The organism is Pseudomonas sp. GD03944 (genome assembly GCF_029839275.1).
Classification (GTDB): domain Bacteria; phylum Pseudomonadota; class Gammaproteobacteria; order Pseudomonadales; family Pseudomonadaceae; genus Aquipseudomonas.
Window position 1 is genome coordinate 54,966 of record NZ_JAOCAH010000017.1, and the last position, 15,850, is coordinate 70,815.

At 67.6% G+C, this 15,850-nt stretch carries 14 protein-coding genes and 1 riboswitch; of the genes, 11 read left to right on the forward strand and 3 right to left on the reverse strand.

Annotated elements, in window-relative coordinates; translation table 11 throughout:
- Window positions 1–16 precede the first annotated feature (16 nt).
- The 11 genes from N5C28_RS21255 (at window position 17) to N5C28_RS21305 (ending at window position 7,787) form a co-directional block, all read left to right on the forward strand.
- The gene (locus N5C28_RS21255; protein WP_279825301.1) at window positions 17–679 is read left to right on the forward strand and encodes a riboflavin synthase; all 663 of its coding nucleotides are present in this window, start codon (window positions 17–19) and stop codon (window positions 677–679) included.
- Between the two features lie 12 nt (window positions 680–691).
- Window positions 692–1,783 carry a bifunctional 3,4-dihydroxy-2-butanone-4-phosphate synthase/GTP cyclohydrolase II gene (gene ribBA / locus N5C28_RS21260; protein ID WP_279825302.1) on the forward strand — a complete coding sequence of 364 codons (1,092 nt, stop codon included), beginning with the start codon at window positions 692–694 and terminating at the stop codon, window positions 1,781–1,783.
- A gap of 88 nt (window positions 1,784–1,871) precedes the next feature.
- Complete coding sequence (gene ribE / locus N5C28_RS21265) at window positions 1,872–2,348, forward strand: 6,7-dimethyl-8-ribityllumazine synthase (RefSeq protein WP_279825303.1); 477 nt, start codon at window positions 1,872–1,874, stop codon at window positions 2,346–2,348.
- A complete protein-coding gene (nusB, locus tag N5C28_RS21270) occupies window positions 2,345–2,827 on the forward strand; it encodes a transcription antitermination factor NusB (protein ID WP_279825304.1) in 483 nt (160 codons plus the stop codon). Before ribE ends, nusB begins: the two co-directional genes overlap by 4 nt.
- Before the next feature lie 95 nt (window positions 2,828–2,922).
- A complete protein-coding gene (gene thiL, locus N5C28_RS21275) occupies window positions 2,923–3,891 on the forward strand; it encodes a thiamine-phosphate kinase (RefSeq protein WP_279825305.1) in 969 nt (322 codons plus the stop codon).
- The gene (locus N5C28_RS21280; protein ID WP_279825307.1) at window positions 3,884–4,396 is read left to right on the forward strand and encodes a phosphatidylglycerophosphatase A; all 513 of its coding nucleotides are present in this window, start codon (window positions 3,884–3,886) and stop codon (window positions 4,394–4,396) included. Before thiL ends, N5C28_RS21280 begins: the two co-directional genes overlap by 8 nt.
- A gap of 58 nt (window positions 4,397–4,454) precedes the next feature.
- Window positions 4,455–5,183 (forward strand): transporter substrate-binding domain-containing protein, encoded by a 729-nt coding sequence (locus N5C28_RS21285; protein ID WP_279825308.1) that lies wholly within the window; start codon window positions 4,455–4,457, stop codon window positions 5,181–5,183.
- An 18-nt stretch (window positions 5,184–5,201) separates the two neighbouring features.
- On the forward strand, window positions 5,202–5,849 hold the full coding sequence (locus tag N5C28_RS21290; protein WP_279825310.1) for a TIGR02281 family clan AA aspartic protease: 648 nt from the start codon (window positions 5,202–5,204) through the stop codon (window positions 5,847–5,849).
- A 113-nt stretch (window positions 5,850–5,962) separates the two neighbouring features.
- The gene (ribA, locus tag N5C28_RS21295; protein ID WP_279825311.1) at window positions 5,963–6,577 is read left to right on the forward strand and encodes a GTP cyclohydrolase II; all 615 of its coding nucleotides are present in this window, start codon (window positions 5,963–5,965) and stop codon (window positions 6,575–6,577) included.
- Window positions 6,574–6,990, forward strand: coding sequence for an MFS transporter (locus tag N5C28_RS21300; RefSeq protein ID WP_279825313.1), 417 nt, complete (start codon window positions 6,574–6,576; stop codon window positions 6,988–6,990). Before ribA ends, N5C28_RS21300 begins: the two co-directional genes overlap by 4 nt.
- Window positions 6,990–7,787, forward strand: a complete 798-nt coding sequence (locus N5C28_RS21305; protein WP_279825314.1) for a cobalamin-binding protein — start codon at window positions 6,990–6,992, stop codon at window positions 7,785–7,787. Before N5C28_RS21300 ends, N5C28_RS21305 begins: the two co-directional genes overlap by 1 nt.
- 200 nt (window positions 7,788–7,987) lie before the next feature.
- On the opposite strand, the gene N5C28_RS21310 is transcribed toward N5C28_RS21305, so the two are convergent.
- From N5C28_RS21310 to N5C28_RS21320, 3 genes are all read right to left on the reverse strand, one after another.
- Window positions 7,988–9,877 (reverse strand): TonB-dependent receptor, encoded by a 1,890-nt coding sequence (locus N5C28_RS21310; protein ID WP_279825315.1) that lies wholly within the window; start codon window positions 9,875–9,877, stop codon window positions 7,988–7,990.
- Between the two features lie 89 nt (window positions 9,878–9,966).
- Window positions 9,967–10,171: riboswitch (cobalamin riboswitch) on the reverse strand.
- 259 nt (window positions 10,172–10,430) lie between these two features.
- Entirely contained in the window at window positions 10,431–12,329 is a 1,899-nt protein-coding gene (gene dxs, locus N5C28_RS21315; RefSeq protein ID WP_279825317.1) for a 1-deoxy-D-xylulose-5-phosphate synthase, read from the reverse strand.
- A gap of 154 nt (window positions 12,330–12,483) precedes the next feature.
- Window positions 12,484–15,765: a carboxyl transferase domain-containing protein gene (locus N5C28_RS21320; protein WP_279825318.1), complete on the reverse strand. Its 3,282-nt coding sequence runs from the start codon at window positions 15,763–15,765 to the stop codon at window positions 12,484–12,486.
- Between the last annotated feature and the right edge of the window lie 85 nt (window positions 15,766–15,850).

Here is a 15,850-nt window from a genome sequence, read left to right on the forward strand (position 1 = left end):
GCACACCGGAGGGCGCATGTTCACCGGCATAATCGAATCCATCGGTTCCATCCGCGCGCTGACGCCCAAGGGCGGCGATGTGCGCGTCTATGTCGCCACCGGCAAGCTCGACCTGGCTGACGTGAAGCTCGGCGACAGCATCGCCGTGAACGGTGTCTGCCTCACCGCCGTAGAGCTTCCCGGCGACGGCTTCTGGGCCGACGTGAGCCGCGAGACGCTGGCCCGCACCGCCTTCATCGACCTCAAGCCCGGCAGCCCGGTCAACCTGGAGAAGGCCCTGACCCCGACCACCCGCCTCGGCGGCCACCTGGTCAGCGGTCACGTCGATGGCGTCGGCGAAGTGATTGCCCGCGAGGACAATGCCCGCGCCGTGCAATTCCGGATTCGCGCCCCCCGCGAGCTGGCCAAGTACATCGCGCACAAGGGCTCGATCACCGTCGATGGCACCAGCCTCACGGTCAATGCGGTGAATGGCGCCGAATTCGAGCTGACCATCGTGCCGCACACGCTGGCCGAAACCATCATGGCCGACTACCGTCCTGGACGTCAGGTGAACCTCGAAGTGGACCTGCTGGCGCGCTACCTCGAGCGCCTGCTGCTCGGCGACAAGGCCGCCGACCCGAAGTCCTCCGGCGTCACCGAAAGTTTTCTGGCCGAACACGGCTACATGAAGCATTAAGGAATTGCCCGCATGGCACTCAATAGCATCGAAGAACTGGTTGAAGACATCCGCGCCGGCAAGATGGTCATCCTCATGGATGACGAGGACCGCGAGAACGAGGGCGACCTGATCATCGCCTCGGAATGCGTGACCGCCGAACACATCAACTTCATGGCGCGTTTCGCCCGTGGCCTGATCTGCATGCCGATGACCCGCGAGCGCTGCGAAACCCTCAAGCTGCCGCTGATGGCGCCGCGCAACGGTTCCGGCTTCGGCACCAAGTTCACCGTCTCCATCGAAGCGGCCGAAGGCGTCACCACCGGCATTTCCGCCGCTGACCGCGCCCGTACCGTGCAGGCCGCCGCCGCCCGCAACGCCAAGGCCGATGACATCGTCAGCCCGGGCCACATCTTCCCGCTGATGGCCCAGCCCGGCGGTGTGCTGGCCCGTGCCGGCCACACCGAGGCGGCCTGCGACCTGGCGCGCATGGGCGGGTTCGAGCCGAGCGGGGTGATCTGCGAAATCATGAACGACGACGGCACCATGGCCCGTCGCCCGGAACTGGAAGTCTTCGCCCAGGAGCACGGCATCAAGATCGGCACCATCGCCGACCTGATCCACTACCGCCTGATCCACGAGCGCACGGTCGAGCGCGTCAGCGAGCAGGTCCTGGACAGCGAGCTGGGCCAGTTCAACCTGGTGACCTACCGCGACGCCGTCGAAGGCGACGTGCACATGGCCCTGACCCTGGGTGAAATCTGCCCGGAAGAGGCGACCCTGGTGCGCGTGCACAACATGGACCCGCTGCGCGACCTGTTCATGGTCAAGCAGCCGGGGCGCTGGAGCCTGCGTGCTGCCATGGCCGAAGTGGCCAAGGACGGCAGCGGCGTGGTGCTGCTGCTGGGCAACCCGCTGACCGGCCCGGACCTGCTGGCGCACCTGGAGCGCCAGCTGGGCAACGAGGCGAAGGTCGCCAACCCGACCACCTACAGCACCGTGGGCGCCGGCTCGCAGATTCTGCGCGACCTCGGCGTGCGCAAGATGCGCCTGATGAGCTCGCCGATGAAGTTCAATGCAATATCCGGTTTCGACCTGGAAGTTGTAGAATACCTGCCCGCTTGACCGGGCGTGGGCGCAGCCCCAAGCGACAACCCTTTTCAGGGCGCGCCCGATGCGCGCCCTGGCTCTTTAAACCCTGTGAGAACTCGTTATGACCCTGAAGACCATCGAAGGTACCTTCATCGCCCCCAAAGGCCGCTTTGCCCTGGTGGTCGGCCGCTTCAACAGCTTCGTCGTCGAAAGCCTGGTAAGCGGCGCCGTTGACGCCCTGGTTCGCCACGGCGTGAGCGAAAGCGACATCACCATCATCCGTGCCCCGGGTGCCTTCGAAATTCCGCTGGTCGCGCAGAAAGTCGCACAGCGCAGCGAGTTCGACGCCATCATCGCCCTGGGTGCGGTCATCCGTGGCGGTACCCCGCACTTCGAATACGTCGCTGGCGAATGCACCAAGGGCCTGGCCCAGGTGTCCATGGAATTCGGCGTGCCGGTTTCCTTCGGCGTGCTGACCGTGGACTCCATCGAGCAAGCCATCGAGCGTTCCGGCACCAAGGCCGGCAACAAAGGTGCCGAAGCTGCCCTGTCCGCCCTGGAAATGGTCAGCCTGCTGGCGCAGTTGGAGGCCAAGTGAGCCAGAATTCCAGTCAGCCGCCGAAGGGCCCCAAAGCACCGAGCGGCAAGACCCTGGCCCGTCGCGAAGCGCGTACGCTGGCCATGCAGGCCCTGTATTCGTGGCACATCGCCGGTCAGCCGCTGAACGAGATCGAAGCGCAGTTCCGCGTCGATAACGATTTCAGCAAGGTCGACGGTGCGTATTTCCACGAGATCCTGCACGGCGTGCCGCGTCAGAAGACCGAGATCGACGGCGCCTTCCAGCCGCTGCTGGATCGCCCGCTGGACGAGATCGACCCGGTCGAGCTGTCCATCCTGCGCCTGTCCACCTACGAGCTGAAAAACCGCATCGATGTCCCGTACCGCGTGGTCATCAACGAGGGCATCGAACTGGCCAAGGTCTTCGGCGCCACCGACGGGCACAAGTTCGTCAACGGCGTGCTCGACAAACTGGCGCCGCAGCTGCGCGCCGCAGAAGTTAGCGCCCACAAGCGCTGATGCCGCGGTGAACACCTGCCCGGGTTCTCCCCGTCACGCCGGCGCGCACGGTGGCACCGTGCCGCATGCCGCCGGCTTTTCGTGGAGCACATGCGGTGGGTGAGTTCGAGCTGATTCGCCAGTACTTCGCTGCCGCGCCTTGTGCGCGGGGTGGCGAAGGCGTCGCCCTCGGCATCGGCGACGACTGCGCCCTGCTCGAACTGGCTGCCGACCAGCAACTGGCGGTTTCCACCGACACCCTGGTCGACGGGGTGCATGTTCCCCAGGGGGCCGACCCCTTTCTGCTGGCCATGCGTGGCCTGGCCGTCTCGGTCAGCGACCTGGCGGCCATGGGCGCGACCCCTATCGGTTTCACCCTGGCCCTGACCCTGCCCACGGCGGATGCCGCGTGGCTGGAGGCGTTCGCCGCCGGCCTGGAACGCATGGCCGGGCAATGCGGGATTCGCCTGGTCGGCGGGGACACCACCCGCGGGCCGCTGAGCCTGACGTTCACCGTGTTCGGTCGTGTACCGCGGGGGCAGGCCCTGACCCGTCGGGGCGCCCGCGTTGGCGATCTGCTGTGCGTGGGCGGTGAGCTGGGCGATGCCGCCGGGGCGCTGCCGCTGGTGCTGGGCACCCTGACGGCCGATCCTGCCGTCGCCGACCCGCTGCTGGCCCGTTACTGGTCGCCGCAGCCGCAGCTGGCACTGGGACAGGCGCTGCTCGGCAAGGCCACTGCGGCGCTGGACATCTCCGATGGCCTGCTGGCTGACTGTGGTCATATCGCCCAGGCTTCCGGGGTGAAATTGTGTATCGAACAATCGCGTGTGCCGCTGTCTACCGCGCTACTGGCGCTGTGTGGCGAGGCGCATGCCCGTGCTTGTGCGTTGGGCGGTGGCGACGACTACCGCCTGGCCTATACCCTGCCGGCGGAGGCCGTCGAGCCCCTGCAGGCCGCGGGCTGGCCGGTGCATGTGGTGGGCCGTGTCGAGGCCGGCGCCGGCGTCGACCTGCTCGACGAACATGGGCATTGCATCCAGCCGCCGGCTCGGGGCTATCAACATTTTGGGAGTCGTGGTGACTGATTCGAAGCCAATACCGCCGTCGGTATGGACCAACCCCTGGCATTTCCTAGCCTTCGGCTTCGGCTCCGGTACCTTGCCCAAGGCGCCCGGGACCTGGGGTTCGCTGGTGGCGCTGCCATTCATCCCGCTGTGGCAGATGCTGCCGGACTGGGGCTACTGGCTGATGCTCGGGATCACCATGCTGTTCGGCTTCTGGCTGTGCGGCAAGGTTGCCGAAGACCTGCGGGTGCACGACCACGAAGGCATCGTCTGGGATGAAATGGTCGGCATGTGGATCACCCTCTGGCTGGTGCCGGAAGGGTGGGGCTGGTTGCTGCTAGGCTTCCTGATGTTCCGCCTGTTCGACATTCTCAAGCCATGGCCGATCCGCTGGCTCGATCGGCATGTGCACGGCGGCGTCGGCATCATGATCGATGACGTGCTGGCCGGTGTCTTCGCCTGGCTGGCCATGCAGGTGGTGGTGTGGGGCTGGGCCAACGGCCTGGCTTCGGGGTTGGGTTTCTAGCGTGGCGATCAGGTCGTTGTCGATTGGCACCTGCTGTGGAGACGTGCAGAGGGTGGTTATGGTTGTCTGGTGGCGGGTCTTGCTGCTTGCACTGCTGGTCGGGAACACCGCGCAGGCCGAGTCGGCCATGCCCAAGGAAGTGCGCCTGGCCAGCGAGGTCTGGGCCGACTACACCCACGCCGATGGCTCCGGGCTGGCGTGGGACCTGCTGCGCGAGGTGTTCGAGCCCCTCGACATCAAGCTGGAGATGCAGAGCGTTCCCTACACCCGGGCCATCGGCCTGGTGCAGCGGGGCGAGGCCGATGCCTGGGTCGGCTCCTATCTCAACGAGATCGAGAGCGGCGTGCGCTATCCGCGCTGGCACTACGACGCGGACCAGATCAGCGCGCTCGGGCTGCTCGACAAACCGACGCCCCGGCTGGACTCTCTGGAGGATTACCGCCTGGTCTGGGTGCGCGGCTACGCCTACCAGCGGTATCTGCCAAATTTGAAGCGCTACCAGGAAGTTCAGCGACGTAGCGGTATCCTTGGCATGCTGAACCACGACCATGCGGACTTCTACATCGATGCGCGCACTGAGGTCGACGATGTACTGGAAACGGCCGCCGATCCGAGCCGCTACCGCATCACCGACCTGACGCGCCTGCCGCTCTACCTGGGCTTCGCGGACACGCCCCGTGGCCAGAAGCTGATGGAGCTGTACGACCGGCGTATGGATGAACTGGTCGCCCGTGGCAGCCTGCGTCCCCTGTTCGTCCAGTGGCAGCAGCCGTATCCCTTTGACTGAGTAGGTGCGAGAAGCTCGATGCGTGGATTCGCCTTGTTGTGTGCCGGTGTCGTGCTGGTCGCTGCCGAAAGCGTCCTGGCAGCCTCGCAGGTGCTGGTGGTCGGTCTCTTCCCCGGCGCTGCCGTGATCAATGTCGATGGCCAGCGCAAACTGGTCAGGGTCGGACAGGCCGGTCCGGGTGGCGTGGTGGTGGTCAGTGCCGACAGCCGCAGCGCGGTGCTGCGCGTGGACGGCGTGGAGCGCAGCTACCCGCTGAGCCGCGAGTACAGCAATGGCTTCGCCGAGGCCAGCCGACAGCAGCTGAGCATTGCCAAGGGCATTGGCGGTCACTACTGGGTGGCCGGCTCGGTGAATGGCCACCCGGTGCAGTTCCTGGTGGACACCGGCGCCACCTCCGTGGCCCTGAATGACGGCCACGCCCGGCGCCTGGGCATCGATTACCGCGTCACCGGCCGCCCGCTGCAGGTCAGCACCGCCAGCGGCACCGTGCGTGGCTGGCGGGTCAACCTCAACAGCGTCAAGGTCGGCAGCCTGGAACTGCTGGGTGTCGAGGCCGTGGTGCTGGAAGGCAACTCGCCCACCGAAGCCCTGCTCGGCATGAGCTTCCTGAACCGCGTCGGCTGGCGTGTCGACCAGGATGCGCTGGTGCTGGAATCCAAGCACTGAGGACGTTTTCGATCCTTTTCATCGGTAATTCTGTCTGACCGGTTGGCCAGGGCTGCTGTTACAATGCGGCCCTCGTGATCTTCAGCCCCTTACCCACTTTCTAGGAGCATCCGGTGCCTGTCGTTTTCGTCGCCGCCTCCCAACTGCCCACGCCGTTCGGCGTGTTCACCATGCATGGCTTTCTCGAAAAGGCCACGGGCAAGGAGCATGTCGCGCTGACCTACGGCGACGTGGCCAATGGTGAGCCGGTCCTGGGGCGCCTGCATTCGGAATGCCTGACCGGCGATGCGCTGTTCAGCCTGCGTTGCGACTGCGGCTTCCAGCTCGAAGCAGCCCTGCGTGCCATCGCCAGCGAAGGCCGCGGCGTGCTGCTGTACCTGCGCCAGGAAGGCCGTGGCATCGGCCTGCTGAACAAGATCCGCGCCTACGAACTGCAGGACGGCGGCGCCGACACCGTCGAGGCCAACGAGCGCCTGGGCTTCGGTGCCGACCAGCGTGACTACGCGATCTGCCTGCCGATGCTCGAACACCTGGGCATCAGCAGCCTCAACCTGATGACCAACAACCCGCGTAAGGTCAAGGCGCTGGGCGACATGGGCATCCCGGTGGCCAAGCGCGTGCCGCTGCAGATCGGCCACAACCCGCACAACAAGAAGTACCTGGCGACCAAGGCCGGCAAGCTCGGGCACATGCTCGGCAGCCTGCACCAGGGTGAGGTCGAGGTGTGACACGCAACGAGGTCCGGCGCCGCCTGGCGCTCGTCTGGTGGCGGCAGTTGGGCCTGACCCTGGCACCGCTGTTCGTGCTCAACCTGCTGTTCGGCGATAACCGCCAGCTCGGCGTCCTGGCCATGCCGCTGTTCGTCGCCGGCATGGCCTCGATGTTCGTCAGCCTGCCGCTGTTCAGTGGCTACAAGCGCGCCCTGATCGACACCCAAAAAGCCCTCGACACCCCGGATGAGCCCGCAGCCTGGCTGGAACTGGCCAATCGCCGCCGCCTGGCCTTCCTGGGCGCCGGGCTGCCGGCCTGGATCGCCGCCATCGCGGTGTTTGCCGGGCTGGAAGCCATCCCCCTGATTCTCCTGGCGCTGTCCAGCGTCGTCCTGCTCTACCTCTACCGCATTCCTCGCCAGCTGGCCTGATGCTCCGCCTCTGCGCGTGCCTGCTCGCTCTCCTGTCCTGCTCGGCGCAGGCGGTGGAGCGGGTGGTGAGCCTGGCGCCTTCGCTGAGTGAAATCATGCTCGATCTGGATGCGGCCGATCAGTTGGTCGGTGTGCTCGACGGGGATGAGCGCCCCGCGGCACTGGCGCACCTGCCTACTGTCGGTCGTTATGGCCAGCTGGAGTTCGAACGTCTGCTGCAGCTGGCGCCGGATCTGATCCTGATCGCGCCGGGCAGCGTGCCGCCGGCGCAACAGGCGCAGTTGCGGGGGTTAGGTATCGATCTGATGATTGTCGAGCCGCAGCGCCTCGAGCAGCTCGGCGATGCGTTCGTGCGCATTGGCCAGCGAATTGGCCGCACGGAGCGGGGCGAGCAACTGGCCGCCGCGTTTCGGAACGATCTGGACAGGTTGCGCCAACGCTACCGACGCGATCAGCCGCTCACGGTGTTCTACCAGATCTGGCATCAGCCGCTTTACACCATTGGGGGCCGGCAACTGATCGGCGATGCCTTGCAGGTGTGCGGTGCACGCAACCTGTTCGATGACCTGCCGCAGCCGGCGCCTCAGGTCAGCGTCGAAGCGGTGTTGGCGCGTGACCCGGACGTGATTCTCGGCGGCAGCCATGCCGAACTGGAGGTCTGGCAGGCTTGGCCGCAGTTGCACGCGGTACGTCTGGGGCAGGTGTGGGCGGTACCGGACAAAGGGTTGGAAAGGCCCAGCCGGCAGATGCTGGAGGCCATTGAGCGGCTATGTGAGCGTATGGTGGAGGCGCGTTAGCGCCACAGGAAGCGCACCGCTCCTGTAGGGTGGGTTAGCCGCTTGTCGCGGTGGTTGGTTGATTCTCTTTGCTTGATGCGGCGTAACCCACCACCGTGCAGCGCGATCCATCGCCTGGTGGGTTACGCGGCGCTCCACGTTCATCCCGCGCCTGCAAGGTTGGCGTGCCGCGCCGCTAACCCACCCTACGTGGCGCGCACTTAGAGCTGCGGCGTCCAGGTCAGCGAGAGCAGGGCGCTGCGGCCCTCTTCGCGGTAGCCGTAGTACTCGACACTGCTGAAGAACGCATCGTCCGGGCGGCTGTACAGCGCCTGGGAGTAATCCTTGTCCAGCAGGTTGTCGACCTTCACCTGCCATTGCAGCGCCTCGTTCATCTGCCAGCTGGCGCGGGCGCCGAGCAGGCCGTAGCCGGCGATCTCGCGGCTGTTGGCCGCGTCGTCGTAGCGGCCGGAGAACGCCTGCCAGCTGAGGCCCGCGCCGAAGGCACCGAACCGCCGATCCAGGTCCAGACTCAGGCTGCGTTTGGCCCGGCGCGGCAGGGTGTGGCCGCTGTCGCGGTCGCGCGGGTCGAGCAGGCTGGCGCCCAGGGTCGCCTGCCAGCCGAACAGCTCCCGTTCGAGTTCGAGCTCCATGCCCTGCAGGCGGGCCTGGTTGACGTTCATCGGGGTGCTGAAGAAGGTCGTCGGATCGCTGACCACGCTGATCAGGTCCTTCACCTCGGTACGGTAGGCCGACAGGCTCCAGCGCGTGTCCAGGTGATCGCCGCGCAGCTGCACTTCGTAGGTCCTGGAGCGTTCGGCCTCGAGGTCCGGGTTGCCGCCGTAGAAGGCGCTGGTGGGGTAGTAGAGGTCGTTGAAGGTGGGGGCGTGGAAGCCTTCACCGTAGCTCAGCACCAGCTCCAGGCGTTCGGCCAGGTCCAGGGTCAGGGCCGCGTTCCAGGTGTTCTCGCTGCCGAACTGCTCGTTGTCGTCGTGGCGCAGGCCCAGCTCGGTGGCGAAGCCGTCGCCGCGGTAGCGGTGCTGGATGAACGCGGCCTGGTTCCAGCGTTCGTTCTGGCTGAAATCGGCATCGGTGCCCAGGCGGTCCTCGTACCAGTCCAGGCCCACCAGGACCTGCTGGGTGTCGCTCAGTTGCAGGGTGTTCAGCCAGCCGACGCTGTCACGGTAGGTGTTGAACGCGTAGTTGTTGTCGGCGTTGACCGGGTCGCGGTTCTCGCTCTTGTCCTCGCTGTGGCCGATTTCCAGGCGGCTGGTCCAGCGCTCGCTGAGTTGGGCCTCCAGGTGGGCGGCGGCGCTGGAGACGCTGAAACGCTCGCTGGGGTTGCCCGGCGCGAAGCTGAACAGGTCGTCGTATTCGCTTTCGCCCCGCTGGTCGAGCAGCGTCAGGCCCGCCGTCAGTTGGTCGTTGAAGCGGTGCTCCAGGTTCAGGTTGAAGGCCTTGCGCCGCAGGCCGTCGTGGTCGGCGTCGAGGCCGCGGCTGTCCTGGGAGCGGTCGAAGCCGGCACCTTCCACCAGGCTGGCACCGAGGTCGAAGCGGGTGCGCTCATCGCCGCCCGACAGGCCCAGGCTGCGCTCGAAGGTCTGCTGGGTGCCGGCGGCCAGACGCAGGCGCGGCTGCAGCCCCTCGCTGCCACGGCGGGTGAAGATCTGGATCACGCCGCCAATGGCGTCGGCGCCATACAGCGCCGAGCGCGGGCCGCGGACCACTTCGACGCGCTCGATCTGCTCGGGACTGAGGAACTCCAGGCGGGCCAGGCCGCTGGCCGCCGCGTTGAGCCGCACGCCGTCGACCAGCACCAGGGTCTGGTTGGCGTTGGCGCCGCGCAGGAACAGGCTGGTCAGGCTGCCGCGCCCGCCGTTCTGCACGATGGACACCCCGGGCACGCGGCTGAGCAGCTCGGGCACGCTGCTGACTTGCAGGCGCTCGATGTCCGTGCGCTCGAACACCGTGGTGGCGGCGGTGGCCTGCCGCTGGGGTTCGGCGATGCGGCCCGAGGTGATCACCAGGGGCGACGCCTCGTGGAGCACCGGGTCGGCCAGGGCGGAGCAGGCGCTGAGGGCGGTGGCCAGGGCCAGGGGCGTGTGTTTCATGGAAGGGGGTCCTCAAAAGATCGCAGGCTTCGAGGAGGGCAGGGGGCAAACGCGGGCAGGCCGACGCTTGACCACGCCGCCCTCCGCAGCATCGGTCGAATCGCCAGGGCCGGTCTCCGGGCTCTCGACCCCTGTCCGCCTTCCCGGGTGAACCCAGTGGCGGTTGGACAGGGTGGCAAGCCTGGGCTTGCCGTCGATTACCGTTGCGGGGGCAGCGCCGGGTTGGCTCTGGCGAGCGCACCGGCTTCCCGTTTAACGCCGCTTGCGCGGCGCACCCTGGGCGATGTCATGGAATGCGGCGAACCTTAGTGCGCAATGGCCTGCAGTGCAAGCTGAGGGGGCGCTGCTGGGATAGAAGGCAGCGGGTTAACTGTCGTGACGACCCAGGCGGTTGCCAGTCTTGCCCAGCCAGCGTCGCTCGCGGCCCTTGAAATCCATTGTGTGACTGCGCAACGGCATACGAGCTCCCGGCCGTCTCCCGACGACCCGTCAATGCTCAACCGTGAGGCACGATCAACAGCAAAAAACGGGCCGAGGTGACGGCCAGGGGCCATCAGGGGGCGAGGCGCTCCAGGCGGGCGCGAACCGCGGCTTCGATGCCGGCTTCGTCCAGGCCACATTCGGCGAGCATCTGTGCCGGCTTGGCGTGCTCGACGTAGTAGTCCGGCAGGCCCAGGTGCAGCACCGGCGTGGCGAGGACTTCGCGGGCGAGGAATTCACTCACCGCGCTGCCGGCGCCGCCCATGATGCTGTTTTCCTCGAGGGTCACCAGCAACCCGTGGCGGGCCGCCAGGTCGCGAACCAGGGCTTCGTCGAGCGGCTTGACGAAGCGCATGTCGACCACCGTGGCATCCAGGGTCTCGCCGACCTTCAGCGCCTCGCTCAGCTGCACGCCGAACACCAGCAGGGCCACGCCCTGGCCTTCGCGGCGGACCACGCCCTTGCCGATTTCCAGCGGTTGCAGGGCGGCGTCGATCGGCGCGTTCGGGCCACTGCCGCGCGGGTAGCGCACGGCCGCCGGGCCATCGAACAGGTAGCCGGTGGTCAGCATGCGGCGCAGTTCGTTCTCGTCGCTGGGGGTCATCACCAGCATGCCGGGGATGCAGCGCAGGTAGGAGAGGTCGAAGCTGCCGGCGTGGGTCGGGCCGTCTTCGCCCACCAGGCCGGCGCGGTCGATGGCGAACAGCACGTCGAGGTGCTGGACCGCCACGTCATGGATCAACTGGTCGTAGGCGCGCTGCAGGAAGGTGGAGTAGATCGCCACCACCGGTTTCACGCCGTCGCAGGCCATGCCGGCGGCCAGGGTGACCGCGTGCTGCTCGGCGATGGCGACGTCGAAGTAGCGCTCGGGGTAGCGTTCGCTGAAGGCCACCAGGTCCGAGCCTTCCTTCATCGCCGGGGTGATGCCGACCAGGCGCGGGTCTTCGGCGGCCATGTCGCACAGCCACTGGCCGAACACGCTGGAATACTTGGGACCGGAGGCCGGCTTGGCCTGGGCGGCGCTGGCCTTGATCGGCTCCAGCTTGGTGATCGCGTGGTAGCCGATCGGGTCGATCTCGGCCGGGGCGAAGCCCTTGCCCTTCTTGGTCACCACATGCAGGAACTGCGGGCCGTCCAGGTCGCGCATGTTGCGCAGGGTGGCCAGCAGGGTGGGCAGGTCGTGGCCGTCGATGGGGCCGATGTAGTTCCAGCCCAGCTCTTCGAACAGGGTGCCGGGGACCAGCATGCCCTTGGCGTGTTCTTCGGTCTTGCGGGCGATTTCCCAGGCGCCGGGCAGGCGCGACAGCACCTTCTTGCTGCCCTCGCGCATGCTGGCGTAGGTGCGGCTGGAGAGGATCTTGGCCAGGTAGTTGGACAGGCCGCCGACGTTGCGCGAGATCGACATGTCGTTGTCGTTGAGCACCACCAGCATGTTGGCACCGACATCCGAGGCGTGGTTGAGGGCCTCGAACGCCATGCCGGCGGTCAGCGCGCCGTCGCCGATCACCGCCACCGACTTGCGCTTGCTGCCGCTCAGGCGGGCCGCGATGGCCATGCCGAGGGCGGCACTGATGCTGGTGCTGGAGTGGCCGACGCCGAAGGTGTCGTACTCGCTCTCGGTGCGACGCGGGAAGGCGGCGACGCCGTCCTTCTGGCGCAGGCTGCCCATGCGCTCGCGGCGGCCGGTGAGAATCTTGTGCGGATAGGCCTGGTGGCCGACGTCCCAGACCAGGCGATCATCCGGGGTGTCGAATACGTAGTGCAGGGCGATGGTCAGTTCGATCACCCCCAGGCCGGCGCCGAAGTGGCCGCCGGTCTGGCCGACCGTGTAGAGCAGGTACTGGCGCAGTTCATCGGCCAGGGTTTCCAGCTCGGCCTCTCCCAGGCGGCGCAGCTCGTCCGGCGTGTTGGCGCGGTCTAGCAGCGGCGTCTGCGGGCGCTCACGGGGAATCTCATGGAAAGTCGTCGGCATCAGGCGAATCGTTATAGGCATTAGAAGATTCGGCAGTTTACCCGATGCGCCGGAAACTGCCCAAACATGGCGTTGCGTAAAACGCCCATCGACCAGTCCGGCGGCGACGGTAGTTCAGCGCCTCACCGCGAGCGGGCGAGGCGCCGAAGCCCGGCTACCAGGTGTCCAGGTGGCGTTTTTCGCCGGTGCGCGGGCCTGGGCGGGGGGCGGCATTGAGTCCGCGCACCAGCCAGGCCCGGGTTTCCTGCGGGTCGATCACCGCGTCGATCTCCAGGAAGCTGGCCATGTTGATGGCCTTGCCGTTCTGGTAGGCCTTGGCCACCAGCTTGTCGAACAGCGCCTGGCGGGCTGCCGGGTCTTCCTGGGCCGCCAGCTCCTTGGCAAAGCCCAGGCGCACCGCGCCTTCCAGGCCCATGGCGCCGAACTCGCCGCTGGGCCAGGCGATGGTGAACAGTGGCGAATGGAAGCTGCCGGCGGCCATGGCCTGGGCGCCCAGGCCGTAGCCCTTGCGCAGCACCACGGTGAAGAACGGCACCGTCAGGCTGGCGGCTGCCACGAACATCCGCGACACGTGGCGCACCGTGGCCTGTTTCTCTGCCTCCGGGCCGACCATGAAACCCGGGGTGTCGCAGAGCGAGACCATCGGCAGGTCGAACGCATTGCACAGCTGCATGAAGCGCGCGGCCTTGTCGCCGGCCTGGGCATCGATGGCGCCGCCCAGGTGGGCCGGGTTGTTGGCGATCAGGCCGAAGGGTTTGCCTTCGATGCGGATCAGTGCGGTGATCAGGCCGGGGGCGAAGCCCGGGCGCAGCTCCAGCACCGAGTCCTGGTCGGCCAGGGTGCGGATCACCTGGCGGATGTCGTAGACCCGCAGGCGGTTCTCCGGAATCAGCTGCCGCAGCTCGCGCTGATCCGCGCAGTGCCAGCCCGGCAGCTCGCCCTGGAAATACCCCAGGTACTGCTTGGCCACGCGCACCGCTTCGGCTTCATCGCGGACCTGCACGTCGATCACCCCGTTGGGGCCTTGCACGTTCACCGGGCCGACCTGTTCCGGGGTGAAACGCCCCAGGCCGCCGCCCTCGATCATTGCCGGGCCCGCCATGCCGATGCTGGCGTTGTCGGTGGCGATGATCAGGTCGCAGCAGCCGAGCAGCGCGGCATTGCCGGCGAAGCAGCGACCGGACACCACGCCCACCAGCGGCACCTGCCCGGACAGGCGCGCCATGGCGACGAAGGTGTGGCAGTCCAGGCCGGCCACGCCGACGAAGTCGGTATCGCCCGGCCGCCCGCCACCGCCCTCGGCGAACAGCACCAGGGGCAGGCGCCATTGCTCGGCCAGTTGCAGCATGCGGTCGGTCTTCTTGTGGTTCATCACCCCCTGGGTGCCGGCGAACACCGTGTAGTCGTAGGCGATGACCATGCAGCGAGCGGCCTGGTCGCCGAAGTCCTCGGCGTTCACCGTGCCCAGGCCCGCCACCAGGCCGTCGGCCGGGCTCTGGGCGATCAGTTCTTCTGCTGAACGTCGGCGCCGTTGGGCGGCCAGGGCCAGGGCGCCGTATTCGATGAAGCTGCCGGCGTCGAGCAGGTCGTCGAGGTTCTCGCGGGTGGTGCGCTGGCCGGTCTTGCGTCGCTTGGCCACGGCCTCGGGGCGGCGCGCGTCGCGGGTGATGGCGTGGCGCTCGAGCACTTCGGCCAGGTCGGCGCGCAGGTGATCGAGGTCGACGCGCTCTTCGCTCAGGGCCAGGTCGCCAGCCACTTCGGCGGGTTCGAGGAACAGCAGCGGCTGGCCTTCGCCCACGGCCTGGCCCGGCTGCACGGCCAGGGCGCGGACGATGCCGCTGTGGCTGGCCTTGATCTCGAATTCCATCTTCATCGCCTCGAGCACGGCGACCCGTTGCCCGGCGGCGATCGCGTCGCCTTCCGCCACGTCCAGACTGACCACCACGCCGGTGCTCGGCGTGGTCTGCGCCAGGCAGCCGGGTGGGGCATCGACGGTGTGCGCGCTATCGCGGGTCGCGTCGGGTGCCTGGGCGAAGTACAGGTGCGCATGGGCCTGGGGCTGCGCAGCCAGCAAGCGCTCAAGGTGGTGCTCGACGAAGCGGGTGCTGACCTGGTTGTCGGCGACTTCCGGCAGGCGCAACAGGGTCTGCAGCAGGTGCAGGTTGCTCGCCACGCCCTCCAGGCGGAACTCGCACAGGCCACGGTAGGCCCGGTGCAGGGCGGCGGAGTAATCCGGGCCATGGCTGATCAGCTTGGCCAGCAGCGAGTCGTAGCCGGGGTTGTACGGGTAGCCGGCGTAGCCGCAGCCGTCCACGCGCAGGCCCGGCCCGCTGGGCGGCTCGTAGGCACTGAGCACGCCGGTTACCGGGCGGGTGCTGCCGTCGCTGGCCATGCCTTCCAGGTTGATCCGCACCTGCACCGCGCAGCCGTTCAGCCGGGGTGGCTGGGTCAGGCCCAGTTCGGCCAGCGTCTTGCCGGCGGCCAGGCGCAGCTGGGTGTGCAGCAGGTCGACGCCGGTGACCTGCTCGGTGACGGTGTGCTCGACCTGGATGCGCGGGTTGGCTTCCATGAAATAGAAGCGCCCCGGCTGTTGCGTATCCAGCAGAAACTCGAAGGTGCCCAGGCCCTGGTAGCGCACCTCGGCGGCGAGGCTCAGGGCGGCGGCGATCATCGGTTCGCGAAGGGCCGGGTCCAGGCCGGGGCTGGGGGCGATTTCCACCAGCTTCTGCTGGCGCCGCTGCAGGCTGCAATCGCGCTCCCACAGGTGGCTGACCGCGCCGCTGCCGTCACCGATCACCTGGATTTCGATGTGCCGGGCCTCGCTCACCAGTTGCTCCACGTACAGCCCGTCGGCACCGAAGGCGGCGCGGGCTTCCGACTGGCAACGGGTGTAGGCCTCGGCGAGGGACGCCTCGTCGAACACCGCGCGCATGCCGCGTCCGCCGCCACCGGCCAGGGCCTTGAGCATCACCGCGCCTCCCGGTCCGAGGCTGCGCAGGAAGTCCCGGGCTTCGTCCAGGGTGATCGCGCGGTTGATCCCGCGCACCAGCGGCACCGCACAGCGCTCGGCCAGGGCACGGGCGGCGGCCTTGTCACCGAACAGCTGCAGCGTTTCGGGCGTCGGGCCGACGAAGGTCAGGCCGGCGGCCTGGCAACGGCGGGCGAACTCGGCGTTCTCGGCGAGAAAACCGTAGCCGGGGTGGATGGCCGCGCAGCCTTGTTCGCGGGCGATGGCGATCAACGGGTCCATGTCCAGGTAGGCGGCAACGCCACGCCCGGCGAGCGGCACGGCGAGATCGGCCTTGCGCACATGCAGGCAGGCGCTGTCGTCTTCGGCGAACACCGCCACCGAACGGATGCCGAGATCGGCGCAGGCCTGGGCAATGCGGATGGCGATCTCGCCACGGTTGGCGATCAGCAGGGCGGGGAAGGGCATGGCGGCTCCAGACGTCTTGTCGTTATGGAGCCCATCTTAGAAGGCTGGTCGCCGGGGTAAAGCAAGCCTCACGTGGCGATCATGC

Bases quoted from the DNA above. Each gene is read 5' to 3' on its own strand.
- N5C28_RS21255 (WP_279825301.1), top strand. From the start codon at position 17: ATGTTCACCGGCATAATCGAATCCATCGGTTCCATCCGCGCGCTGACG.
- ribBA (WP_279825302.1), top strand. From the start codon at position 692: ATGGCACTCAATAGCATCGAAGAACTGGTTGAAGACATCCGCGCCGGC.
- ribE (WP_279825303.1), top strand. From the start codon at position 1,872: ATGACCCTGAAGACCATCGAAGGTACCTTCATCGCCCCCAAAGGCCGC.
- N5C28_RS21285 (WP_279825308.1), top strand. From the start codon at position 4,455: ATGGTTGTCTGGTGGCGGGTCTTGCTGCTTGCACTGCTGGTCGGGAAC.
- N5C28_RS21290 (WP_279825310.1), top strand. From the start codon at position 5,202: ATGCGTGGATTCGCCTTGTTGTGTGCCGGTGTCGTGCTGGTCGCTGCC.
- N5C28_RS21305 (WP_279825314.1), top strand. From the start codon at position 6,990: ATGCTCCGCCTCTGCGCGTGCCTGCTCGCTCTCCTGTCCTGCTCGGCG.
- N5C28_RS21310 (WP_279825315.1), bottom strand. From the start codon at position 9,877: ATGAAACACACGCCCCTGGCCCTGGCCACCGCCCTCAGCGCCTGCTCC.
- dxs (WP_279825317.1), bottom strand. From the start codon at position 12,329: ATGCCGACGACTTTCCATGAGATTCCCCGTGAGCGCCCGCAGACGCCG.
- N5C28_RS21320 (WP_279825318.1), bottom strand. From the start codon at position 15,765: ATGCCCTTCCCCGCCCTGCTGATCGCCAACCGTGGCGAGATCGCCATC.